This window comes from Erwinia sp. 9145 (genome assembly GCF_000745075.1).
Taxonomy (GTDB): Bacteria; Pseudomonadota; Gammaproteobacteria; order Enterobacterales; family Enterobacteriaceae; genus Erwinia; species Erwinia oleae.
In genome coordinates, this window is record NZ_JQNE01000001.1 from 2,635,518 (window position 1) to 2,659,331 (window position 23,814).

General features: G+C 56.8%; 20 protein-coding genes, 6 tRNA genes and 1 other RNA gene. 18 read left to right on the forward strand and 9 right to left on the reverse strand.

Going from position 1 to position 23,814, the window contains the following annotated elements; all coding sequences use genetic code 11:
* Nucleotides 1–10 precede the first annotated feature (10 nt).
* Nucleotides 11–739 carry a LytTR family DNA-binding domain-containing protein gene (locus FA91_RS12605; protein WP_034916235.1) on the forward strand — a complete coding sequence of 243 codons (729 nt, stop codon included), beginning with the start codon at nt 11–13 and terminating at the stop codon, nt 737–739.
* Between the two features lie 21 nt (nt 740–760).
* Here FA91_RS12605 and glk read toward each other — a convergent pair whose 3' ends face one another.
* On the reverse strand, nt 761–1,726 hold the full coding sequence (gene glk / locus FA91_RS12610; RefSeq protein ID WP_034916236.1) for a glucokinase: 966 nt from the start codon (nt 1,724–1,726) through the stop codon (nt 761–763).
* Nucleotides 1,727–2,026: 300 nt separating this feature from the next.
* Here glk and mgrA point away from each other — a divergent pair, with 300 nt between their 5' ends.
* A complete protein-coding gene (gene mgrA, locus FA91_RS12615; RefSeq protein ID WP_034916238.1) occupies nt 2,027–3,016 on the forward strand; it encodes an L-glyceraldehyde 3-phosphate reductase in 990 nt (329 codons plus the stop codon).
* Nucleotides 3,017–3,147: 131 nt separating this feature from the next.
* Nucleotides 3,148–3,519, forward strand: coding sequence for a DUF2502 domain-containing protein (locus tag FA91_RS12620; RefSeq protein ID WP_034916239.1), 372 nt, complete (start codon nt 3,148–3,150; stop codon nt 3,517–3,519).
* A 47-nt stretch (nt 3,520–3,566) separates the two neighbouring features.
* Here the strand turns inward: FA91_RS12620 and FA91_RS12625 are convergent, their stop codons facing one another.
* The gene (locus FA91_RS12625) at nt 3,567–4,802 is read right to left on the reverse strand and encodes an Nramp family divalent metal transporter (RefSeq protein WP_034916240.1); all 1,236 of its coding nucleotides are present in this window, start codon (nt 4,800–4,802) and stop codon (nt 3,567–3,569) included.
* Nucleotides 4,803–5,168: 366 nt separating this feature from the next.
* Here FA91_RS12625 and FA91_RS12630 point away from each other — a divergent pair, with 366 nt between their 5' ends.
* A complete protein-coding gene (locus FA91_RS12630) occupies nt 5,169–6,356 on the forward strand; it encodes a NupC/NupG family nucleoside CNT transporter (RefSeq protein ID WP_034916241.1) in 1,188 nt (395 codons plus the stop codon).
* A 35-nt stretch (nt 6,357–6,391) separates the two neighbouring features.
* Here the strand turns inward: FA91_RS12630 and FA91_RS12635 are convergent, their stop codons facing one another.
* Both FA91_RS12635 and FA91_RS12640 read right to left on the reverse strand, forming a co-directional pair.
* A complete protein-coding gene (locus tag FA91_RS12635; protein WP_034916242.1) occupies nt 6,392–7,699 on the reverse strand; it encodes an NtaA/DmoA family FMN-dependent monooxygenase in 1,308 nt (435 codons plus the stop codon).
* A 1-nt stretch (nt 7,700) separates the two neighbouring features.
* A complete protein-coding gene (locus FA91_RS12640) occupies nt 7,701–8,615 on the reverse strand; it encodes an ABC transporter substrate-binding protein (protein ID WP_034916244.1) in 915 nt (304 codons plus the stop codon).
* A gap of 225 nt (nt 8,616–8,840) precedes the next feature.
* Here FA91_RS12640 and FA91_RS12645 point away from each other — a divergent pair, with 225 nt between their 5' ends.
* From FA91_RS12645 to FA91_RS12660, 4 genes are read left to right on the forward strand one after another with little or no spacing between them, the layout of a single operon-like run.
* On the forward strand, nt 8,841–9,923 hold the full coding sequence (locus FA91_RS12645) for an LLM class flavin-dependent oxidoreductase (protein ID WP_034916246.1): 1,083 nt from the start codon (nt 8,841–8,843) through the stop codon (nt 9,921–9,923).
* Nucleotides 9,923–10,894, forward strand: coding sequence for an ABC transporter substrate-binding protein (locus FA91_RS12650; protein ID WP_034916248.1), 972 nt, complete (start codon nt 9,923–9,925; stop codon nt 10,892–10,894). The genes FA91_RS12645 and FA91_RS12650 overlap by 1 nt, the downstream gene beginning before the upstream one ends.
* Nucleotides 10,891–11,481 (forward strand): cysteine dioxygenase, encoded by a 591-nt coding sequence (locus FA91_RS12655; protein ID WP_275451279.1) that lies wholly within the window; start codon nt 10,891–10,893, stop codon nt 11,479–11,481. Before FA91_RS12650 ends, FA91_RS12655 begins: the two co-directional genes overlap by 4 nt.
* The gene (locus FA91_RS12660; protein ID WP_034916252.1) at nt 11,474–13,081 is read left to right on the forward strand and encodes a rhodanese homology domain-containing protein; all 1,608 of its coding nucleotides are present in this window, start codon (nt 11,474–11,476) and stop codon (nt 13,079–13,081) included. Before FA91_RS12655 ends, FA91_RS12660 begins: the two co-directional genes overlap by 8 nt.
* A gap of 35 nt (nt 13,082–13,116) precedes the next feature.
* Here the strand turns inward: FA91_RS12660 and FA91_RS12665 are convergent.
* Together FA91_RS12665 and FA91_RS12670 are read right to left on the reverse strand one after the other, a co-directional pair.
* Nucleotides 13,117–13,192, reverse strand: a tRNA-Ala gene (locus tag FA91_RS12665).
* A 46-nt stretch (nt 13,193–13,238) separates the two neighbouring features.
* A tRNA-Ala gene (locus tag FA91_RS12670) sits at nt 13,239–13,314 on the reverse strand.
* 337 nt (nt 13,315–13,651) lie between these two features.
* On the opposite strand from FA91_RS12670, the gene FA91_RS12675 reads away from it, so the two are divergent.
* Nucleotides 13,652–14,017, forward strand: a complete 366-nt coding sequence (locus FA91_RS12675) for a YfeC-like transcriptional regulator (RefSeq protein WP_034916253.1) — start codon at nt 13,652–13,654, stop codon at nt 14,015–14,017.
* A gap of 46 nt (nt 14,018–14,063) precedes the next feature.
* Here FA91_RS12675 and FA91_RS12680 read toward each other — a convergent pair whose 3' ends face one another.
* Entirely contained in the window at nt 14,064–16,094 is a 2,031-nt protein-coding gene (locus FA91_RS12680; RefSeq protein WP_034916255.1) for a choline transporter, read from the reverse strand.
* Between the two features lie 222 nt (nt 16,095–16,316).
* On the opposite strand from FA91_RS12680, the gene betI reads away from it, so the two are divergent.
* Genes betI through betA form a run of 3 tightly spaced genes read left to right on the forward strand, consistent with a single transcriptional unit; the run spans nt 16,317 to nt 20,091 of the window.
* Nucleotides 16,317–16,910: a transcriptional regulator BetI gene (gene betI, locus FA91_RS12685; protein ID WP_034919276.1), complete on the forward strand. Its 594-nt coding sequence runs from the start codon at nt 16,317–16,319 to the stop codon at nt 16,908–16,910.
* A gap of 16 nt (nt 16,911–16,926) precedes the next feature.
* Nucleotides 16,927–18,399 (forward strand): betaine-aldehyde dehydrogenase, encoded by a 1,473-nt coding sequence (betB, locus tag FA91_RS12690; RefSeq protein ID WP_034916256.1) that lies wholly within the window; start codon nt 16,927–16,929, stop codon nt 18,397–18,399.
* Nucleotides 18,400–18,414: 15 nt separating this feature from the next.
* On the forward strand, nt 18,415–20,091 hold the full coding sequence (gene betA, locus FA91_RS12695) for a choline dehydrogenase (RefSeq protein WP_034916257.1): 1,677 nt from the start codon (nt 18,415–18,417) through the stop codon (nt 20,089–20,091).
* A gap of 68 nt (nt 20,092–20,159) precedes the next feature.
* Here betA and gltX read toward each other — a convergent pair whose 3' ends face one another.
* Entirely contained in the window at nt 20,160–21,575 is a 1,416-nt protein-coding gene (gene gltX / locus FA91_RS12700; protein ID WP_034916258.1) for a glutamate--tRNA ligase, read from the reverse strand.
* A 266-nt stretch (nt 21,576–21,841) separates the two neighbouring features.
* Here gltX and FA91_RS12705 point away from each other — a divergent pair.
* From FA91_RS12705 to FA91_RS12725, 6 genes are all read left to right on the forward strand, one after another.
* A tRNA-Val gene (locus tag FA91_RS12705) sits at nt 21,842–21,917 on the forward strand.
* Between the two features lie 39 nt (nt 21,918–21,956).
* A tRNA-Val gene (locus FA91_RS12710) sits at nt 21,957–22,032 on the forward strand.
* A gap of 34 nt (nt 22,033–22,066) precedes the next feature.
* A tRNA-Val gene (locus FA91_RS12715) sits at nt 22,067–22,142 on the forward strand.
* Nucleotides 22,143–22,146: 4 nt separating this feature from the next.
* Nucleotides 22,147–22,222: transfer RNA gene (locus FA91_RS12720), tRNA-Lys, on the forward strand.
* A gap of 30 nt (nt 22,223–22,252) precedes the next feature.
* A non-coding RNA gene (locus tag FA91_RS20530) (RtT sRNA) lies at nt 22,253–22,377 on the forward strand.
* Nucleotides 22,378–22,544: 167 nt separating this feature from the next.
* The gene (locus tag FA91_RS12725) at nt 22,545–22,883 is read left to right on the forward strand and encodes a FlxA-like family protein (protein ID WP_034916259.1); all 339 of its coding nucleotides are present in this window, start codon (nt 22,545–22,547) and stop codon (nt 22,881–22,883) included.
* On the opposite strand, the gene FA91_RS12730 is transcribed toward FA91_RS12725, so the two are convergent.
* Nucleotides 22,880–23,800, reverse strand: coding sequence for a LysR family transcriptional regulator (locus FA91_RS12730; RefSeq protein WP_034916260.1), 921 nt, complete (start codon nt 23,798–23,800; stop codon nt 22,880–22,882). The genes FA91_RS12725 and FA91_RS12730 overlap by 4 nt on opposite strands.
* Nucleotides 23,801–23,814: the final 14 nt, after the last annotated feature.

Sequence of the window (23,814 nt, forward strand, 5' to 3'; positions counted from 1 at the left end):
GGAAATATCAGTGAAAGCGATCATAGTAGAAGATGAATTCCTGGCGCAGCAGGAGCTGAGCTGGATGATCCAGCAGCACAGCGCACTGACCATTGAGGCCACCTTTGATGACGGCCTCGACGTGCTGAAATACCTGCAAACGCATCAGGTGGACGTCATCTTTCTGGATATCAACATTCCCTCGCTGGACGGCGTGCTGCTGGCGCAAAACATCAGCAAGTTCGCCCACAAGCCGCTGATCGTGTTTATCACCGCCTATAAAGAGCACGCGGTTGATGCCTTCGAGCTGGAAGCCTTCGACTACATCCTGAAGCCCTATCAGGAGATGCGCATCGTCACGATGCTGCGTAAGGTGGAAAACACCCTGGCGCAAAAGCTTCAGGGCGGTTCTGACGCCCCGCGCGCCGCGTCGCACACCATTAACCTGGTGAAAGACGAGCGGATAATCGTGACCGATATCAACGATATTTACTATGCCGAAGCGCACGAGAAGATGACCTTCGTCTATACGCGCCGCGAAGCCTATGTAATGTCGATGAATATTACCGAGTTTTGTAACCGGCTACCTGACGAGGCGTTTTTCCGCTGCCACCGCTCCTACTGCGTTAACCTCAGTAAAATCCGCGAAATTGAGCCGTGGTTCAATAACACCTATCTGCTTAAGCTGCACGATTTGGAGTTTCAGGTGCCGGTGAGTCGCAGCAGGGTGAAAGAATTTCGCCAGCTGATGCGTTTATAGCGCGTCAGCCGGCGGAAAAAATTACAGAATGGTGCCGAGCGTCTGACGCAGATGCGCGCCCGCGCCAAGCAGGCCTGGCTGGTCGTGGGTGATCAGATAAACTGGAATGCCCTGAACGTAGTCACGAAAGCGTCCTTTATCTTCAAACGCCGCGCGAAAGCCGGACGCTTTGAAAAACTCCAGAAAACGCGGAACGATGCCACCGGCAATGTAAACTCCGCCGAAAGTGCCCAGCGTCAGCGCAAGGTTTCCGCCGAAGCGTCCCATAATGACGCAGAACATCGCCAGCGCGCGGCGGCAGTCGGTACAGCTGTCGTCCAGCGCGCGCGCGGAAACGTCTTTTGGCTTCAGGTTTTCCGGCACGCGATTGTCGGATTTCACAATGGCGCGATAGAGATTGACCAACCCGGCGCCGGAGAGCACGCGCTCGGCGGAAACGTGGCCAAGTTCGGCGCGCAGCACTTCAAGGATCAGATCCTCTTCTTCGCTGTTGGCGGCCAGATCGACGTGTCCGCCCTCGCCCGGCAGGCTCACCCAGCGCTGGTCAACATGCACCAGATGCGCCACGCCAAGGCCGGTTCCGGCACCATACACGGCAACCGGCTTGTCCTTCACCGCCGCCGATCCGCCGAACTGCATTACATCCTGCTCCGACAGCATCGGAATAGCCATCGAAACGGCGGTGAAATCATTGATGATCTCAAGATGTTCGAAGCCGAGATTCGCCTTCATTTTGCTGGAGGAAAACGCCCAGTCGTGGTTGGTCATCTCTACCCAGTCGTCGGTGATCGGACAGGCAATCGCAATGCAACCGTCGGTAATATCCTGCTTCTGTTCATCAAGGTAAAAACGGATCACCGCTTCGAGACTGTCATAATCTGCTGTGGAAAACGTTTTGGCTTGTGAAATCGCACCGCTTTCAACGTCACACAGTGCCAGGCGCGCATTGGTGCCGCCCACATCACCTACCAAAGCATATTTAGTCATTATTGTTTTGCTCCGCTTACGTCATTTAAACACACTATAAATTTCCCCGACTCAAACAACAATGTCCGCCGACGCCTGTGAATTCATAAAGCCGCTTACCTTACCTGCCTGCGCGGCGCTTGCCCACGGGCATCATTCTGAATTCTGTCTGTATTGATACACAGTTTCTCTCATTGTAGCGGCGGCCCGGCGTTACGCTATCTCTCCCTGTTTTATCAGGGTTGCGATCTTCACCTCGCCACGCGTTGGTGTAACCGTATACACTGCGGGCATCATGGATCTCACACACAGGAGTTTACGATGATTTATCAGGCAGATGCACAGCGCTACAGCGCTATGGACTATCAGCGCTGCGGACGCAGTGGGCTCAGGCTTCCCGCCGTCTCGCTGGGGTTGTGGCACAACTTTGGCGATGTGACACAGGTGGCAACCAGCCGTTCACTGCTCCGGCACGCGTTTGATTGCGGCATCACCCATTTCGATCTGGCCAACAACTACGGGCCGCCGCCGGGATCGGCAGAAGAGAATTTTGGCCGCATCCTGCGTCAGGATTTTCTGCCCTATCGCGACGAGCTGATTATCTCTTCTAAAGCCGGCTACACCATGTGGGACGGCCCTTATGGCGACTGGGGTTCACGCAAGTATCTGATTGCCAGCCTGAATCAGAGCCTGAAGCGCATGAATCTCGATTACGTGGATATTTTCTATCATCATCGCCCTGATCCGGAAACGCCGCTGGAGGAGACGATGAGCGCACTGGATCATATCGTTCGCCAGGGTAAAGCGCTCTATATTGCTTTGTCGAACTATCCGGCGGAAAGAGCGGCCGAAGCCATCGCCATTCTCAAACAGTTGGGCACGCCGTGTCTTATCCATCAGCCGAAATATTCGATGCTGGAGCGTGGGCCAGAAAACGGACTGCTGGAGGTGTTAGGCAACGCAGGCGTCGGCTGCATTGGCTTCTCGCCGCTGGCGGGCGGCCTGCTGACCGATCGCTATCTGAACGGTATTCCTGACGATTCACGTATCGCCAGCGGCAGTCAGTTTTTAAGCCGCGATCGCTTAACGCCAGAGACGATGGCGAAGATCCAGCAACTGAATCAGCTGGCGCAGCAGCGCGGGCAGAAGCTGTCGCAAATGGCGCTGGCATGGGTGCTGCGCGATCCGCGCATGACTTCTGTTCTGATCGGCGCCAGTAAAATCAGCCAGATTGACGATGCGGTTGGCATGCTGGCTCGTCGCGATTTCACGCCGGCTGAACTGGATCAGATCGCTACGATTCTTGGATAGGTCACCGGCTGCGGAGAAGTCTCAAACCGCCCCGCCTGGCGCTTTTTTCGGATTGCGCCAGGCGAAACCTCACTGCCCATTTTATAATCTGCCTTAACGGTGCGCTGATGGTGCGCTGATAAGGAGTCATCATGAAACATCTCTTGCTTATTGCCGCGTTGCTGGCAAATTTCTCTCCCCTGGCGATGCACACAGCGCAGGCCGATAACACAGCGATTCCTCTTGCACCGGGCATATCGCTTCAGATTGGCGACAATTATTCGAATGGGCGGTACAACAATTATCGCTACGATGAAGGGCGCTGGCGACAGCATGAGCAGTGGCGACGTCAGCAGGAGAGGCGCCAGCGCTATGAATGGCAGCGTCAGTACCGGTGGCAGGGGTATGAACGCCAGCGGCAGTGGCAGCAGCGGGAGCGGCATCGCGAATGGCGTGAACGCGATCGCCACCGCGACTGGCAGCGACAAGAGCGTTTGCGCTACGACAATCGCCATCGCGGTTAAGACATAAAAAAAGCCGACGTCATGTCGGCTTTTTTATGCAGAAAGAATTAGCCCGTCACCATGGAAATCAGCAGGTAAAGATTGAGCGCAACCACGATGACCACGATGACGCGCCCCACGTTTTGCATCAGCCGTGAATTGGTTAAATCGCCCATCAGCTCACGATTGCCGGTGAACGACAGCAGCGGCAACAGCGCCAGCGCAATACCGAAGCTCAGCAGCACCTGGCTCATGATCAGAATGCGGGTGGGCTCCCAGCCCGCAAAAATCACAATAAATGAGGGCAGCATCGTCACTACCCGCCGCACCAGCAGCGGAATGTGAAAACGGATAAAGCCCTGCATCACCACCTGCCCCGCCATGGTGCCGACAACGGTTGAAGAGAGGCCAGCCGTCAGCAGACTGAGGCCGAACACCATCGCGGCGGCTTTGCCCAGCAGCGGATCCAGCGTCAGCCAGGCCTGATCCAGGTCGGCAATGCCGGTGTGTCCGCTGAAGTGAAAAGCCGCTGCGGCGGTCGCCATCATCGCCAGATTCACAAACCCGGCGATGGTCATGGCAATCGCCACATCCAGCCGCGTTGAGTTATAGCGCTCGCCGCGCGTTCCGCCGTCCGGGTTTTGCGTCAGCGAGGAGTGAAGATAGATAACGTGCGGCATGATGGTTGCGCCCAGCACGCCAGCCGCCAGCAGCACCGCGTCCGCCCCAGGCAACGATGGCACCGCCAGCCCCTGTACCAGATCTGCCACGTTTGGCTGCGAAAAGAACAGTTCAATGACGTAGGCGGCCGCGACAAACAGCAGCATGCCGCCAATCACCACTTCCAGCGGCTTTCTGCCCCGGTTTTGCAGCATCAAAATCAGGAAGGTCACCACGCCGGTCAGCACCGCGCCCTGTAACAGGCTGACGCCAAAAACCAGTTTGAATCCGATAGCCGCACCGATAAACTCCGCCAGATCCGTCGCCATGGCGATGATCTCCGCCTGCACCCAATAAAACCACACCACCGGGCGCGGATAGCGATCGCGAATATGTTCCGCCAGATTTTTACCGGTGGCGATGCCAAGTTTGGCGGACATCAGCTGGATAACCATCGCCATAATGTTCGCCCAGACCACCACCCAGAGTAATTTGTAGCCATAGGAGGCGCCAGCCTGGATATTAGTCGCAAAGTTGCCCGGATCGATATAGCCGATAGCCGCGATAAATGCAGGCCCCATCAGCGCAAACTTGATTTTTCGGGAACCGCGGGCAAGCTGCGTCGCGGTGCGACTTTCCAACATAGTATGACCTCTGTAAACACCTGATAAACGCATTGTCTTTTAAATGATAATGATTATCAAGTGCATTAATGGCAGGAAAAACTTATCAGTACAATAGCCAGAGCTAATAAGTATAGCCTTTGCTATAACACAGGCCACGTTACAGGTGTGTTAATTAATTAGCAACATTTTTCACTTTAGGCTATCAGCTATGACCTTACAAGTTATTGGGTGGTTTTTTAAACAGTATCAGGATGTGATCGGCGGAAGAATTCTTGCGCAGAAGGTAAAAGGTAATACTTATAATGCGGCCTGGATCTCGTTTTTCCGTTGCTTGTTACATAGAATACGCACCGCAATATAACAGCCTTCAAATTTGGAGCATACATGTCCCGCATTCTGCATTTTGCTTTGGCGCTGGTTGTGGTCGCCCTGCTTGCCCTGCTGGTAAGTAGCGATCGCAAAAATATCCGCGTCCGTTTTGTTATTCAACTTCTGGTGATCGAAGTCCTGCTGGCGTGGTTCTTCCTTAACTCAGAAGTCGGTCTGGGATTTGTTCAGGGGTTCGCAGGCCTGTTTGATAAACTTTTATCCTATGCCGCTCAGGGTACAAGCTTTGTCTTCGGCAATATGAACGATAAGGGACTGGCCTTCTTCTGGCTGAACGTGCTTTGCCCTATCGTTTTCATCTCCGCGCTTATCGGCATTCTTCAGCACTTCCGCATTCTGCCGATTGTCATTCGCGCGATTGGCACCGTGCTGTCGAAGGTGAATGGCATGGGTAAACTGGAGTCGTTTAACGCGGTAAGCTCGCTGATACTGGGACAGTCAGAAAACTTCATCGCCTATAAAGACATTCTTGGAAAAATGTCGCAGCGCCGCATGTACACTATGGCGGCTACCGCGATGTCCACCGTTTCGATGTCAATCGTTGGCGCCTACATGACCATGCTCCAGCCGAAATATGTCGTGGCGGCGCTGATCCTCAACATGTTCAGCACCTTTATCGTGCTCTCGCTGATCAACCCTTATCGCGTTGAAAGCGAAGAGGATCTGAAGCTGAACGATCTGCACAAAGGTCAGAGCTTCTTTGAGATGCTGGGTGAATACATTCTCGCCGGTTTCAAAGTGGCGGTGATTGTTGCAGCGATGCTGATTGGTTTTATCGCGCTGATTTCGGCGGTCAATGCGCTGTTTGACACCATTTTCGGCATCAGTTTCCAGGGCGTATTAGGCTATGTCTTCTATCCGTTTGCCTGGGTAATGGGCGTGCCGTCGGGCGAAGCCTTGCAGGTGGGCAGCATCATGGCCACCAAACTGGTATCGAATGAGTTTGTGGCGATGATGGATCTGCAAAAAATTGCCGGTTCGCTGTCGCCGCGCGGTGAAGGCATCCTTTCCGTCTTCCTCGTCTCCTTTGCTAACTTCTCCTCGATCGGCATCGTGGCGGGCGCGATCAAAGGCCTGCACGAAGAGCAGGGAAATGTGGTTTCCCGCTTCGGACTGAAGTTGCTGTACGGCTCAACGCTGGTCAGCGTGCTGTCGGCCTCAATCGCCGGTTTAGTGCTGCACTAAGTGTTAAGGGCGAACCCCTTGCGGGTTCGCCCTGACTATTCCAGCGGCACGTTAAGATGCTCGCGCAGCGTTGTCCCTGAATACGCTTTCCGAAACGCTCCCCGCGCCTGCAAAACGGGCACCACCTGGTCGGCAAAATCGTTCAGTGAAGCAGGCATATCCGCAGGCATCAGCACAAAACCATCGCACGCCCTGCTCTCAACCCATGCCATCATCTCGTCGGCTATCTCCTCCGCCGTTCCCGCCATGACCGGAAAAGAGGCGCTGGCCGCATAGCGTTTCGCCACCTCCGCCAGCGTTTTTCCCTGCCGCCGCGCTTCAGCGATCACATATTCAAAACGCCCTTTGCTGCCGCTGATGCGGTCGAATATGTCCGGGAACAGCGCGTCGGGATCGTGCTGAGAGAGATCGTAATTCATGCTCGCCGACATAAAACTCAGTCCGGCGAGCGGATCGACCAGCTCATCAAGCCGCGCGCGCTTCTCCTGCGCTTCCCGATGCGTTTTCCCCACAATCGGCATGACGCCCGGCAGGATCTTACAGGCGTCGGGCGCGCGCCCGATGGCGACCATATCCTCTTTGAACTGTTGGTAAAAGGCGCAGGCGCGCTCCCGTTCGGGATGGACGGTAAAAATTACTTCGCCCACGCGCATGGCGACCGCTTTGAAATCCGCCGAGACGCCCGCCAGAATCTGTACCGGCCTGCCTTGCGGTGGCGCCGCCACGGTAAGCGGCCCCTGAATATGGAAGTGTTCACCGTTGAAGCGCGTATAGCGGACTTTGCTGGCGTCGACGTAAATGCCGCTGGCTTTATCCACCACCCGCGCGCCCGGCTGCCAGCTGGCAAGAAGCTGATGTACGGCAGCGATAAATTCGTCCGCGCGCCGGTAGCGTTCGGCATGCCCCATGTGCTGCATCCGGCTGAAATTGCGCGCCTCGCCGTCGTTGGTGGAGGTCACCGCGTTCCAGGCCATGCGCCCGTGGCTGAAATGATCGAGCGTGGCCAGCGTTCGCGCGGCGTGAAAAGGCTCGCCGTAGGTGGTGGAGAGCGTCCCGCCCAGGCCAATGCGTTCCGTGCCCAGCGCCAGTGCGGTCAGCAGCGCCATCGGTTCAGGCCGCGCGTAGCCCGGCCGGTACTGTACGGTGGTGGCGATATCGCCGCCGTAGATGTCGTCAATGGAGAGTTTGTCGGCAACAAAAGCGAAATCAAACTTCGCCGCTTCGGCCTTTTTCACCAGCGTGAGCCAGGTGTCGAGCCGCATGGGATCGGGGTTTTCCGCCGCCGGATGTCGCCAGCCGCCAGCGTGCAGCCCGGTGTCGCTGAGATAGAGCGCCAGATGCATGCTATTTCCCCTGCGACAGGCTGAGATCGATAAAGGTTTTCGCCTCAATCGGTTTGGGGATCAGACCGTTTTTCAGATACAAATCTGCCGTATTTTGCTGAACCGCCAGCACCGCCTGCGTATCAGGTTCGACCTGATTGAGCTCGCGTTTCACCTTCAGCAGCGCCACCTCCTGCGGAATACGCAGCAGTCTGGCAATGGCGGTGGCGTACGCCTGCGGATGCTTCGCCGTCCAGCTGCGTGCGCGGATCAGCCGCTGGCTGAAGTCAGCCAGCGCCGTTTTTTTGTCGGCGATGGCTTTGTTACTGGCAACCAGATAGCTGAGTGCCGGATAGTCTTTGCCGTCAGCGATGATCTGCGCGCCGGACTGCTGCGTGGCGAACGACACGTAGGGTTCCCAGGTGGCGACGGCGTCAACGCCGCCCTGGTCGAGCACCAGCGTGGCTTCGGCTGGCGTAGTGAAGACGAAGGTGACGTCGGAAGGCTGAAGGCCCGCCTTGCCCAGCGCCTGCATGGCCAGGTTATGGCCGGAAGAGCCCTTCACCGTGGCGATTTTTTTGCCCTTCAGCTCACTTACGTTACGGATGGCGCTGCCCTTCTTAACGATTAGCGCGTTTCCGGCGTAGCGCGTCGCCAGAATGCCTTTCGCGTCCAGCCCCGCCGCCACGGCAAAGGTCAGCGGCGCGTCGCCTACCGACCCGGCATCCAGCGAACCGGCGCGCATCGCTTCCAGCAGCGGCGCGGCGTTGGCAAACTCATGCCATTCAATGGTGTAAGGAACATTGCTCAGCTCGCCCGAAGCTTCGAGGATGGCACGCGCATTGGCGCGCTGATCGCCAACCGACAGCGTGCCGGCGGCAAAGACGGACGAACTGAACAGTGCAAGTGCACAGATACTGAAGCGAAAGGTTTTCATCTGGTGTCTCAACAGGAGGAAAATTTCAGGCTAGCATCCGTTTTTTTATTCTCTAAATGCCTTTGCCGGGTAATGATTATGCAAAATTCTTCTAACACTTCGTTCACACTCTTTTGATGATTTTCAGCTTAACAACGCACAAATATGAATTTCACAGCCCGGGCGCCGGATCATAGGGTTTTCTTCATGTTGGTTTTATTACCCGCCTTCCCTGGAGAAAAAATTATGAGCATTCAGTTCCTTGGCATGATCGGTCACCGACTGGCCTCAGAAATCATTCCACCCGCTGGCCCGGTATTTAATAAGCAGTACATCGCTGATTTCGCCCGCGCCCATGAGCAGGCCGGTTTTGATCGCGTGCTGGTCGGCTACTGGTCCGATCAACCGGACGGTTTTCTGGTGACCGCCCACGCGGCAGCCAGCACCTCACGCATTAAGTTTTTGCTGGCGCACCGTCCCGGTTTTGTTTCGCCGACGCTGGCCGCCCGCAAACTCGCCACGCTCGATCAGCTCACCGATGGCCGCCTGGCGGTACATATCATCAGCGGCGGCAGCGATGCCGAGCAGCGTAAAGACGGCGACTTTTTGAATAAAACCCAGCGTTACGCCCGCACCGACGACTTTCTGGATGTGTTAACGCAAAGCCTCACCGCAGAGCAGCCTTACGATCACCACGGCGACTATTATCAGGCAGAGCAGGCCTTTGCCTCCGTGAAGCCGGTGCAGGCGAAACTGCCGATCTATTTCGGCGGATCGTCTCCGGAGGCTATTCAGGTTGCCGCCCGCCACGCCGATGTCTTCGCTCTGTGGGGCGAGCCGCTGGCCGGTGCCAGAGAGACCGTTCGAACCGTACGTGCGGCGGCGGCAAAACAGGGTCGGCAAATCAGCTTCAACATCTCTTTCCGGCCCATCATTGCCGCGACGGAAAAAGAGGCGTGGGAAAAAGCCGAGTATATTCGCGAGACGGCGCGCAAGAAGCTGGCCGAGGTGGGACATGATTTTGGCCTGCCCAAGCCGCAAAGCGTGGGCGCAGAGCGACTGATGGCGGCGGCCAGAGAAGGCGAACGGCTGGACCGAAATTTGTGGACCGGCATCGCTAAGCTGGTTGGCGGCGGCTATAACTCCACCTCGCTGGTGGGCACGCCGGATCAGGTTTCCGATTCGCTGCTCGACTATTACGATGCCGGTATTGAGAGCGTGCTGATCCGCGGTTTCGATCCGCTTAACGATGCGGTGGAGTATGGCAAAGCGCTGATCCCGCTGACGCGTGAGAAAGTAGCGGCACGCCGCATCGCGAGGAGTGCCTGATGCGTTTTGCTCTCTTAGCGGCTGCCCTGCTCTCTTCCCTTGCGCTTTGCGCCAGCGCGGCGGAAAAAACCACGCTGCGTCTGGGCGATGTGAAGGGCGATCGCTTTATCTCTCTGCGAGCGTCCGGCCAGCTTGATAATCTGCCATACGATCTCAAACTCACCTCGTTTGATTCGGGCGCGCCGGTTCAGGAAGCCCTGAACGCAGGCGCACTGGACGTCGGGTTTACCGGCGATTTGCCGTTTTTATTCGTCTTTGCTGCGGGCGCGCCGGTGAAAGCGGTGGGCGCCTGGCAAAACAATCCGGACAGCATCGCGCTGCTGACGCGCCCGGACAGCGGTATACGCAGCCTGAAGGATCTGAAGGGCAAGCAGATCGCCGTCAATCGCGGCGGCTGGGGCCACTATCTGCTGCTGGGTCTGCTTGAGCGCGCGGGTCTGAAGCCTGACGACGTGACGCTGCGTTTTCTCGGTCCGGTTGATGGTCACGCCGCGCTGGCCAGCCATTCGGTTGATGCCTGGGCGGCATGGGAACCTTATATCTCTTCCGCCATTGTCGTCGATAAAGACGTGCTGGTGCCGCAGGGCGGCGGCAACGGTATTCTCTCCGGCTACTCCTATGCGCTGGCGCGGGAAAGCGCGCTGGCGGACCCGGCAAAACGTGATGCCATCGCCGATCTGATGACGCGGCTGGCGAAAGCGCAGACGTGGGCGGCGCAGCATCCGCAGGAATTTTCCCACGCGCTGTCTGCATCGCTGGGTTTTCCTGAGCCGATCACCGCCCGCTGGATCACCAGCGCCCGCATTCGCCCGGTTGACTTCAATCCGCGGGTTGCCGCAACGCTCCAGCAATCTGCTGACTTCTTTTATGAAAAACGCGTGCTGCCCAAAAACGTCGATGTCAGCAAGGCGTTTGACTACAGCCTCTCACGCGGCGCAAACCAGGTCGCCGCCAGCGAAGGAGCGAAATAATGTCATTACAGCATCATCGGCTGCGTGAATTTGTCAGCCAGCTTGCCGCGTTGCTGGACACCCGACCGGCAGAAGCTGAAATATTACGTACCGGCAGCGCGCTGTTAGGCAGGCTGATCGAACATGACGACTGGCTTGCGCCTGAATTCACCCGGCCCGATCCTGCCCGTTATCAGCAATACCTGCTGTATGCCGACGCGCAGCAGCGCTTTTCAGTGGTCAGCTTCGTTTGGGGGCCGGGCCAGCGCACGCCGGTACACGATCATCGCGTCTGGGGCCTGATAGGCATGCTGCGCGGCGCCGAAGTGTCGCAGGGCTACCGGCGGGACGCGCACGGCCTGCATCCTGAAGGCGAACCAGTGCGGCTGGAACCGGGCAGCGTGGAGGCGGTTTCGCCGCAGGTGGGCGATATTCATCGCGTCAGTAATGCGTGGGACGATCGCATCTCCATCAGCATTCACGTTTACGGCGGCAACATTGGCGCGGTGAAGCGTGCTGTTTATCAGGAGGATGGCAGCGAGAAAACCTTTATCTCAGGCTATAACAATGCCTTTTTACCTAACATCTGGGATCTCTCTCATGGTTGATACTTCCTTTGCCGTTCGCCCCGCGAGCGACATCCGCCGCGCCCTGCTCCGGCAGGAAGAAGTTGCGCTGATCGACGTGCGCGAAGAGGCGGATTACGCCACGGGGCATCCTCTGTTTGCCGTCAATATCCCGCTGTCAAAACTGGAAATTGCTGTTCTGGATCGCGTACCGCGACTGACCTGCGCCGTCACCGTATATGATAATGGCGAAGGTCTGGCACAGGTCGCCGCCCGTCGTTTAGTGGCGATGGGCTACCGCGACGTTGCGCTGCTGGAGAACGGTTTACAGGGCTGGCGTGAGGCCGGCGGCGAGCTTTTCATCGACGTCAATTCGCCCAGTAAAGCGTTCGGTGAGCTGGTTGAGAGCCGGAGCCACACGCCTTCTCTGCCCGCAGAGGAGGTCAGCGCATTGCTGAGCAGCGGCAGGCCGGTAGTGGTGCTCGACAGCCGCCGCTTTGATGAATACCAGACCATGAGCATTCCCGGCGGCGTGAGCGTGCCGGGCGCCGAGCTGGTCTTGCGCGTGCGCGATCTGGCGCCCTCGCCGGAAACCACGGTGATCGTCAACTGCGCGGGCCGAACCCGCAGCATTATCGGCACTCAGTCGCTGGTCAATGCCGGGATCCGCAATCCGGTTTATGCCTTACGCAACGGCACCATCGGATGGACGCTGGCGGGCCTGGCGCTGGAGCATGGCCAGTCGCGGCGCTATGGCGACGTGAGCGAAACCGCGCACCGGCAGGCAGCGCGCAGCGCGCGTAACGTGGCCGATCGCGCGGGCGTAAAGCGTCTTTCACCGGCCGGGCTCGACGACTGGCAGGCGGATCATCAGCGTACGGTGTATCTGTTTGACGTGCGTGACGACAGTGAATATGTCGCCGGGCACCTGCCCGGCGCGCGCCATGTGCCGGGCGGGCAACTGGTGCAGGAAACCGATCACTACGCCAGCGTCAGAGGCGCGCGTATTGTGCTGGTCGATGATGACGGCGTGCGCGCCAATATGAGCGCGTCATGGCTGGCGCAAATGGGCTGGGACGTGGCGGTACTGGACCAGGCGGGCCAGCAGGATTTTAGCGAAAAAGGCAACCGGTCGCCCACGCTGCCTGCCCTGCCGACGCAGAACGAGGTCGCGCCCGCCGGGCTGGCGGACTGGCTGGATCAGGGCGATACCCAGGTGCTGGATTTTACCACCAGCGCAAATTACGTGAAGGGACACATTCCCGGCGCGGCGTGGTTGCAGCGTTCGCTGCTGACGCTGTCGGGCAGCACGGCGCTTCCCACGGCCTCGCGATATGTGGTGACCTGCGGCAGCAGCATGCTGGCACGCTTTGCGGTGGCAGAACTGGCGGCGCTGACCGGCAAACCGGTGTGGGTGCTGCAAGGCGGCAATGCCGCCTGGAAGGAGGCCGGTTTACCACTGGAGCAGGGCGAAACTCTGCTGCTTCAGTCGCGCAACGATCGCTATCGCCGTCCTTATGAGGGTACGGATGTTACGCCGGACGCAATGCAGGCTTATCTCGACTGGGAGTTTGGATTGATTGCACAACTGGACAAGGATGGCACGCACGGTTTCAACGTAGTCACGGGAAACGTCGCTTAGAGAGGTTATTGTTTGCTGTCAATCATAACAGCGAATGGTGGAGATAAGCGGGATCGAACCGCTGACCTCTTGCATGCCATGCAAGCGCTCTCCCAGCTGAGCTATACCCCCACATATAAAGATTGGTGTTTTCGGTTCAAATCTGCTGGTGAAGATTTGGTGGAGATAAGCGGGATCGAACCGCTGACCTCTTGCATGCCATGCAAGCGCTCTCCCAGCTGAGCTATACCCCCGTACCGAAAAACCTTGTCATCCTGACGGCGGGGATAATATGAAACAGCGTCGGTGGTGTCAACGGCAAATTGTTAATCTGTGGTCAATCGCTGAAAAAGCCGTCAACCCTGCTTATGCCACCGACGCATTATGCATTTCGTTATCACTGAGCCACTCATAGCCGCTTTTGATCGCGTGAAATCTCAAATTATTCACGATGTCGCCTGGCCTGTTCTGTTGCGGGCGCGTCGATTTTTTCCTCACATTCTTAAACTGTTAATGTTTCCTGTTAGTTGTCCAATGAATATTTTGCTGTAATATATTCCTGTTACATAAATAGCAAATAGGAATTGCATAATGAAAAAGGAATGGCTTACGCCAGAAGAACTGGCACAGGAAACAGGTTTCAGCAGGCAGACAATCAATAAGTGGGTCAAGCGAGAACAGTGGACAACCGCTCCCAAACCCGGCGTCCAGGGTGGAAAAGCACGGATGATTTACATCGATGAACGGGTAAAAACTTTTCTAAAGTCTACGCGTCATGCCGCTGAACCGACCGCAACCTATCGGGTAACGCATAACTCCCTCCCCGCTTTGTTATTAACGTCACTCCAGCAAATGAAAGCCGAAGAGCAGGAGCAGCTTTATTCATTGCTGCTGCGCGAAGGTATTCAGGGTTTACTCACCCGGCTGGAAATTGGTGACAGCGACAGCGAGAAGTAAATACGCCGGCCCCTGGCCGGCTTTTTTTGCTCTTACGTTAACATTATTACAGATTGGGGAAGGTGATATTGTTTCCCGGCGCTTCGCGATGCAGATGTACAAAGTTCAGATGGCGCTCATACTGATCGAGAATATCAATAATCACCTGCTCCTTGCTGTAATCCATCAGATCGTTCCCCTGGCTTCCCTCAAGCAGAAACGTTTCGAGGCGGTAGTAGGTCGATTTCCCGCTGCGGGCGCGATAGGTGAAGCCGGGTACTGAATACTGCTGCGGCCAGACCTGATAAACAAAATCCTGTTCCTCGCCAAGGTGAACGCGCAGGTCAAGATAGCCGATACTGTTGCTCTCTTCCGGCGGCATATTTTCCAGCGTGACATTGCCTCCCCGCAGTTCCAGCTCTTTTGCCACATCCTGCATCGCCGGGAAAACCACCGTTTCCATCATCTGCTGGGTGTAACGCGTTCCCGGATAGTTCATCAGTCGCGACAGACGTTTTTTCCAGCTCAGGCGATCGTGCCCGGTAACCAGATAAGGGGCGGTGTCACGCGTGGCGCTGGCGCGGCGATAGTCTTCCACCTTAAGAGATTTATAAAGCCCTGCCATCACAAAAAAGATCACAAAGCTGAAGGGCAGTCCCATGATCACCGTCGCGTTTTGCAGCGTGGTGATGCCGTCGGCCATCAGCATGCTCATGGTCAATATACCAATTGCCACCGACCAGAAAATGCGTAGCCAGCTGGGCGCGTCGCTGTTGATATCTTTAAGCTTTGAGGTGAAGTTACCCAGCACCAGCGACCCGGAATCCGCCGAAGTGACATAAAACAGCATACCGGTAATGGTTGCCACCGACGCGCTCAGTTTGAACGCCGGATACTGCGCCAGCAGGCTGTAAAAACCGCGTTCGGCATGGGCCATGACCTCTTCGGCGAAACCGGCATTGCCGTGAATGATTTCATACAGCGCCGCATTACCAAACACAGACAGCCACAGTAGCGTAAAGGTGAAAGGAATAACCAGCGTGCCCAGAACAAATTCACGAATGGTGCGACCTCGCGAGATCCGGGCCAGGAACAGGCCGACAAACGGTGACCATGCCACCCACCACGCCCAGAAAAACAGCGTCCAGCTGTTCATCCACTGCGTCGGGCGATTGAAAGCAAAGGTATTCATGGTCATGCCCATGAAACGATTAATATAGTCGCCGACATTCAGCACCAGCGCGTTGAGTAAGAAACTGGTGTGGCCAAAGAACAGCACAAACAGGATCAGCGCCAGCGCCAGCGCAACGTTCAGTTCGGAGAGAATACGGATGCCTTTGTCCACGCCAGAGGTCACGGAGATGGTGGCGATAATCACCGAAAGCACAATCAGCGCGGCCTGCGCGGTGAACCCTTCCGGCACGTCGAACAGCACTTTCAGGCCGTAATTGAGCTGAACCACACCAATTCCCAGCGTGGTGGCAATGCCAAAAATCGTCCCGACCACGGCGGCGATGTCCACCGTATGGCCGATGGGGCCGTTAATCCGCTTGCCGAAAATAGGATAGAGCGCGGACCTGATGGTCAACGGCAAATTGTAGCGGTAGCTGAAGTAGCCCAGCGCGATGCCCATCAGCGCGTACATCGACCAGCCGGTTAAGCCATAGTGGAAAAGCGTCCAGACCATCGCCTGGCGCGCAGCTTCATAGGTCTGCCCTGCGCCTTCCGGCGGCTGCATATACTGCGTGACCGGCTCAGCAACGGAGAAGAACATCAGATCGATGCCGATGCCCGCAGCAAAAAGCATTGCTGACCAGCTCAACACGCTGAACTCCGGTTTTGACTGCTCCGGCCCCAGCTTGATGGCGCCAAAACGTGAACAGGCCATAAAGAGCACAAAAACGATGTAGAGCGTGGCGGCCAGCATATAGTACCAGCCGAAGGTAGCCGACACCCAGTTCACCGCATGCAGGATCGCATCAGCGGCGCGTTTACCAAGAAGGACGGTCAGGAGTGAAAATAACAGAATCAGCCCGGCGGAGACGTAAAAAACCACGGGGTTGATTCTGTCTTTTTCACTGGCAGGTGGATTATTCATCAATTACCTCTGGTTGATTTTCTCTGGATACATTGCGGAAAAAGTCCGCAATAGCAGCGCAATCAAACCCTGAACGATGGGGTTTTCCTGATGGCGTTGATCACACGTTATTTCACTTTTTTAACAATTCAAGCCCGGCATACTAACAACTTTTCTTTTTATATTGAACATTCAATCAAAAAAAGATTTAATATTACTTCAAACGTTAATGGAGAAGTGACAATGCCAAAGGTAGGGATGCAGCCCATCAGACAGCGACAGCTTATTGATGCGACGCTGAGCACCATCAACGAAGTGGGAATCAACGATGCAACTATCGCCCAGATAGCCAGGCGGGCGGGCGTCTCTACCGGCATCATCAGTCATTACTTCAAAGACAAAAACGGCCTGCTGGAAGCGACGATGCGCGACATCACGCGTCAGCTACGTGAAGCGGTGATGGCGCGTTTACAGCCGCTGGCGGACGCCCCGGCTGAAACGCGCCTCTGCGCTATCGTGGCGGGCAATTTTGACGAAACGCAGATGCATAATGCTGCGACCAAAGCCTGGCTCGATTTCTGGGCCAGCAGCATGCACAAACCGCAGCTTAATCGGCTGGAGCGCGTCAGCAGCAGACGCCTTTTCTCATCGCTGGCGGTGGAGTTTCGCCGCGAGCTGCCGCGTGACAAAGCGCGCCTGGCCGCCCACGGTCTCGCTGCGTTGATTGACGGCCTGTGGCTACGTGCCGCGCTGGTCGACGGCCCGTTCGATCATCACGCCGTGCAAACGCTGACCACACAATTTATTCGCCAGCAGCTCGCTGGCGGGCAAGATTAACGACGAAGGAGAGAGCATGTCCCGATTCGCAGAGCAGAAGTTATATATCGACGGTGCGTACGTTGCGTCCGTCAAGGGTGAGACTTTTCAGACCATCAACCCCGCTAACGGCGAGGTGCTGGCTGAGGTTCACGCTGCCGGTCGCGAAGACGTGGAGCGCGCCGTCCTCGCCGCGCAGAAAGGCCAGAAAGTCTGGGCCGCCATGACCGCCATGGCGCGCTCACGCATTTTACGCCGCGCGGTAGATATTCTCCGCGCCCGCAACGATGAGCTTGCCGAACTGGAAACGCTGGATACCGGCAAGCCACTCAGCGAAACCACCAGCGTGGATATCGTTACCGGCACCGACGTGCTGGAATATTACGCCGGACTGATCCCCACGCTGGAAGGCCAGCAAATCCCGCTGCGCGATAGTTCGTTTGTCTATACGCGCCGCGAACCACTTGGCGTGGTGGCCGGTATCGGTGCCTGGAACTATCCCATTCAGATTGCCTTATGGAAGTCCGCGCCTGCGCTGGCTGCGGGCAATGCGATGATATTCAAACCCAGCGAAGTCACGCCGTTAACCGCACTGCGCCTGGCGGAGATCTACACCGAAGCCGGCGTGCCGGACGGCGTATTTAACGTACTGCCGGGGCCAGGCTCGGAAACCGGCCAGCTGCTGACGGCGCATCCCGGCATTGACAAAGTGTCCTTCACCGGCGGCGTGGCCAGCGGCAAAAAGGTTATGGCGAATGCGGCAGGCTCCACGCTGAAAGAGGTGACAATGGAGCTGGGCGGCAAGTCGCCGCTCATTATTTGTGATGATGCCGATCTCGATCTCGCGGCGGATATCGCCATGATGGCGAACTTCTACAGTTCCGGCCAGGTGTGCACCAACGGTACGCGCGTCTTTGTTCCTGCCGGACTGAAGGCGGAGTTTGAAGCGAAAATCGCCGAGCGCGTGGCGCGGATCCGTCCGGGCAATCTTCACCACCCGGACACCAATTTCGGTCCGCTGGTGAGCTTTGCCCATCGCGACAACGTGATGCGCTACATTGAAACCGGCATTCGCGAAGGCGCCCGCGTGCTATGCGGCGGCCAGCGCCTGACCGGCGACGGCTTTGACAACGGTGCCTGGGTTGCGCCTACGGTGTTCACCGACTGCCACGACGAGATGACTATCGTGCGCGAAGAGATCTTCGGGCCGGTGATGTCCATTCTGACTTATACCCACGAAGAAGAAGCGGTACGCCGCGCCAACGCCACTGAATTTGGCCTCGCGGCAGGCGTGGTGACCCGCGATCTCAATCGTGCGCACCGCATTATTCATCAGATCGAGGCAGGGATCTGCTGGATCAACACCTGGGGCGAGTCGGCGGCAGAAATGCCGGTCGGTGGCTATAAGCACTCCGGTGTCGGACGTGAAAACGGCCTGATGACGCTGCAAAACTACACGCAGGTGAAGTCGGTGCAGGTTGAGCTGGCGCCTTTTCAATCCGTATTTTAATCAGGGGAGCAACGCATGGACTATGACTACATCATTATTGGCGCCGGCTCCGCAGGCAACGTTCTGGCGACCCGTTTAACCGAAGAGCGTGACGTCAGCGTGCTGCTGCTTGAAGCCGGCGGCCGCGATTATCGGTTTGATTTCCGCACGCAGATGCCCGCCGCACTGGCTTACCCGCTTCAGGGCAAGCGCTACAACTGGGCATATGAAACCGATCCCGAACCGCATATGAACAATCGCCGCATGGAGTGCGGACGCGGCAAAGGGCTGGGTGGCTCGTCGTTGATCAACGGCATGTGCTACATACGCGGCAACGCGATGGATCTGGACGGCTGGGCGGCAGAGCCCGGCCTGGCGGCCTGGAGCTATCTGGACTGCCTGCCCTACTATCGCAAGGCCGAAACGCGCGATATCGGGCCCAACGATTTTCACGGCGGCGACGGCCCGGTCTGCGTCGCCACGCCCAAAGCGGGCAATAACGTGCTTTTCGAAGCGATGATCGAAGCAGGCGTGCAGGCAGGCTATCCACGGACTGACGATTTGAACGGCTACCAGCAGGAAGGCTTTGGGCCGATGGATCGTACCGTCACGCCGCAGGGCCGCCGTTCCAGCACGTCGCGCGGCTACCTTGACCAGGCGAAAGACCGACCAAACCTGACCATCGTCACCCACGCCACCACCGATCGCATTCTGTTCGATGGCAAGCGTGCTGTCGGCGTGGATTATCTGGTGGGCAACAGCAACACCGCCACTCACGCCCGCGCGCGTCGGGAAGTGTTGCTGTGCGCGGGCGCCATTGCTTCACCGCAGATCCTGCAACGCTCCGGCGTCGGCCCCGCCAGCCTGCTGGCACAGTTCGACATTCCGCTGGTACACGATCTGCCCGGCGTGGGTGAAAACCTTCAGGATCATCTGGAGATGTACCTGCAATATGAGTGCAAAGAGCCGGTGTCGCTCTATCCGGCCCTGAAGTGGTGGAATCAACCGAAAATCGGCGCCGAGTGGATGTTTAACGGCACCGGTATTGGCGCCAGCAACCAGTTTGAAGCGGGCGGTTTTATCCGCAGCCGCGAAGCGTTTACCTGGCCGAACATTCAGTATCACTTTTTGCCGGTGGCGATTAACTACAACGGCTCCAACGCGGTGGATGCACACGGTTTTCAGTGCCACGTTGGCTCGATGCGTTCGCCGAGTCGCGGCCGCGTTCGCCTCAAATCGCGCGATCCTCATGAGCATCCGTCCATCCTGTTTAACTACATGTCGTCGGAGCAGGACTGGCATGAGTTCCGCGATGCCATACGCATCACGCGTGAGATTATCAACCAGCCCGCGCTGGACAACTTTCGCGGTCGTGAAATCAGCCCCGGTCTTGATTGTCAGACGGATGAGCAGCTTGACGAGTTTGTACGCAATCACGGCGAAACGGCCTATCACCCGTGCGGCACCTGTAAAATGGGCAGTGACGAGATGGCGGTGGTTGACGGCGAAGGCCGCGTGCACGGCCTTGAAGGGCTGCGCGTGGTGGATGCTTCCATTATGCCGCTGATCGTTACCGGCAATCTGAACGCCACGACGATTATGATCGGTGAAAAAATTGCCGACTGCATTCGCGGACGCGAACCGCTGCCGCGCAGCACCGCCCGCTACTATGTGGCCGGTGACGCGCCGGTGCGTACCGAACCGCTGCGGTAATCGGTTGATACCATAAAAAAGCCGCCTGGCGCTTATCGCATCAGGCGGCTTTTTTTACGTTGAATCGCTTACTGCTGCGCTTCCCGCGCCGCAATATACGCCAGCGCTTTTTCAATACGCGCTACCACGCGCGCTTTGCCGATGGCGTGAACGGTAACATCCAGCGCCGGAGACTGCCCCGCGCCGGTTGCCGCCACGCGCAGCGGCATGCCGACTTTGCCCATGCCAACGTCCAGCTCATCGGCAGTCGCCTGAATGGCATGATGAACGTTTTCCGCCGTCCAGTCGCTGATGACGCTCAGCTTATCACGCACCACTTCAAGCGGCTGACGCGCAACAGGACGCAGATGCTTCTTCGCGGCATCCGCATCGAACTCGCTGAAATCCTCATAAAAATAACGACAGGACGCCGCCATCTCTTTCAGCGTTTTGCAACGTTCGCCCAGCAGCGTCACCAACTGCGCCAGTTCCGGGCCGGTGCGGGTATCGATTTTCTCCTGTTCGATGTGCCATTGCAGATGTGTCGCCACATACTCTGGTGCCAGCGAATTAATGTAGTGATGGTTCAGCCATTGCAGCTTTTCGGTATTGAACGCACTGGCGGATTTGCTGACCGCGTTCAGGTCGAACAGCGTCGTCATCTCTTCAATACTGAAGATCTCCTGATCGCCGTGCGACCAGCCAAGACGAACCAGATAGTTCAGCAGCGCTTCCGGCAGATAGCCGTCGTCGCGATACTGCATCACGCCAACCGCGCCATGACGTTTGGACAGCTTTTTACCATCATCGCCGAGGATCATCGACACATGCGCGTACACCGGCACCTCGGCGCCAATGGCTTTAAGAATATTGATTTGACGCGGCGTGTTGTTGATATGATCTTCACCACGAATAACGTGGGTGATTTTCATATCCCAGTCGTCGATAACCACACAGAAATTATAGGTCGGCGAGCCGTCGGTACGGCGAATGATCAGATCGTCCAGCTCCTGATTGCTGAATTCAATCGGCCCACGGATCTGGTCATCAAAAATGACTGAGCCCTCTTGCGGGTTGCGAAAGCGCACCACACAAGGCTCGTCGTCAGCATGATGCGCATGGCTGTCGCGGCAGCGGCCATCGTAGCGCGGCTTTTCGTTATTCGCCATCTGCTCTTCGCGCAGCGCCTCCAGCCGCTCTTTGGAGCAGTAGCATTTATAGGCCGTGCCCGCATCAAGCATCTGGTCAATCACCGCATTGTAGCGATCGAAACGTTTGGTTTGATAATACGGACCTTCGTCCCAGTCAAGGCTCAGCCAGTTCATGCCGTCCATGATGGCGTCTATGGCCTGCTGGGTTGAACGTTCCAGATCGGTATCTTCAATGCGCAGCACAAACTCACCGCCGCTGTTGCGGGCAAACAGCCAGGAATAGAGGGCGGTACGCGCACCGCCAACATGCAGATAACCTGTCGGGCTGGGTGCGAAGCGGGTTTTGATTTTCATTAACTGCTGCCTTTTTTACGCTAAAGCCGGCCGGAACCGGAAAGATGGGTGAGTGCTTAAAGTGACCAACATTCTATCATCTGAAGGGGAATCCTCAACGGCATTCCCCGCTTTCTCCATCCTGCTTTACCCTCAACGCCAATGCGCGCGGCTTTTTCTGCATAATTCACCAACATCTTGTTTAAATTTAAGACGAACGGTGTGTTTCGTTTTAAAAATCGTTGACTCATTTGACGCGTTCCCTATAATGCGACTCCACACAGCGGGGGTGATTAGCTCAGTTGGTAGAGCATCTCCTTTACACGGAGGGGGTCGGCGGTTCGAGCCCGTCATCACCCACCACTTACTCAGTGGCTCGTTGTGTCAGCAGTATCAGGAATTGGGTGATTAGCTCAGTTGGTAGAGCATCTCCTTTACACGGAGGGGGTCGGCGGTTCGAGCCCGTCATCACCCACCAATTCTTTTTATTGCCTGATTTGAAGTACCGAAATGGGTGATTAGCTCAGTTGGTAGAGCATCTCCTTTACACGGAGGGGGTCGGCGGTTCGAGCCCGTCATCACCCACCATTTCGGGTCGTTAGCTCAGTTGGTAGAGCAGTTGACTTTTAATCAATTGGTCGCAGGTTCGAATCCTGCACGACCCACCAGTGTAGAAAGGCGCCCTAAAGGCGCCTTTTTGCTGTGCAAAATCGAGCGGGGTTCGAACCTGCCGCAGGTTCGGGTCGAACGCAGTGAGACAACGTTGCCACCGGCAACGGCCCGAAGGGCAAGGCGAAGCCGGGTCATCCTGCACGACCCACCAGTGTAGAAAGGCGCCCTAAAGGCGCCTTTTTGCTGTGCAAAATCGAGCGGGGTTCGAACCTGCCGCTGTTCTTATCACTTTCTTATCACTTCTTTTACACTTCAGAATCTCAAGTTGCCGCTGTATTTTTCCGATAACCGTAATGATCTATTACACAGGAGAAAACCATGACAACGATTAGCACTACCACAAACACGGCCTCAACCACTGCCAGTAGCGGATCTGAGTCTAAAATCGACAGCCTGAACACCCAGTTGACGAAGCTGCAACAGCAGTTGAAAAACGTGACCAGTGACGACAGCCTGACTGCCGATCAAAAAACGGAAAAGCAACAGTTGCTCAAGAATCAGATTCAGGCACTGGAAGCGCAAATAGCGCAGCTTAAACAACAGGAAGCGCAAAAAGCTCAGCAGAAGCAGGAAAGCGCACAAAAGGAGTCAGGCAGCAAAGCGGCCGATGGTATTAATCGCCCGACTGATACAAACTCTGTTAACGTCTATATCTAAAACGCTGGTGACATCCGGCGCTGTTGCGTCAGCAAAATCGCCTGCTGACGCACCTCCTGCCAGACAGCGTCAGCCGCGGGCGTCAGTGAACGATTTCTACGCCTTACCAGCATAATAGTGCGATTGATTTCCGGCACCATGCGTCTCACCAGCAGCGGTCTGCCCTGTGGCAACGGCAGCGCCAGCGCGGGCAAAATGCTGATGCCAATGCCGGCTTCGACCATGGGATAAAGCGTCGCGGGATGGCCAATCTCCTGCACGATCTCAGCGTCCACCTTCTGCGCGCGCAGCGCTTCGTCAATCAGCACCCGACTGCCGGACGCATAGTCCTGAAGCACCAACGGCCGGTGATTGAGGCTTTGCCAGCCAATAACGTCGTCTTTCGCCAGCGGATCGTCCTGACGACACAGCAGCAGAAAAGGCTCATCCAGAATGGCCTCACATTCAAAATCTTCTACCGGCAGCGGTCCGATAACAATGCCGAAATCCACTTCAGCGTTACGAATGCTTTGCAATACCCACTGCTGCGGACGATCGCGCAGCATGATCCTGATCTCCGGAAAAAGCTGGCGGCTGGCGGCCAGGCACTGCGGCATCAGGTGGGCTGAAATGGTCTGACTGGCGGCCACGCGCACCGTGCCGCTGCGTTGCTGCCCGTAACTTCGCACCTCCAGCATCGTGGTATTCAGCTCTTCAAGCATGCGCTCAAGGCGACTGGCGAGCTGTTCGCCCGCTTCGGTCAGCAACACTTCACGCGTTGTACGATCCAGCAGACGGACACCGGTTTCGCTTTCAAGCTCCCGAATGCTGTGGCTTATTGCGGACTGACTCAGTCCGATCAGCTTTCCTGCCTGACTGAAACTGCCCTGCTGCGCAACGGCAACAAAGACGCGGAGTTGTTTAAGCGTGTAATTCATCGATTCTGTTCATA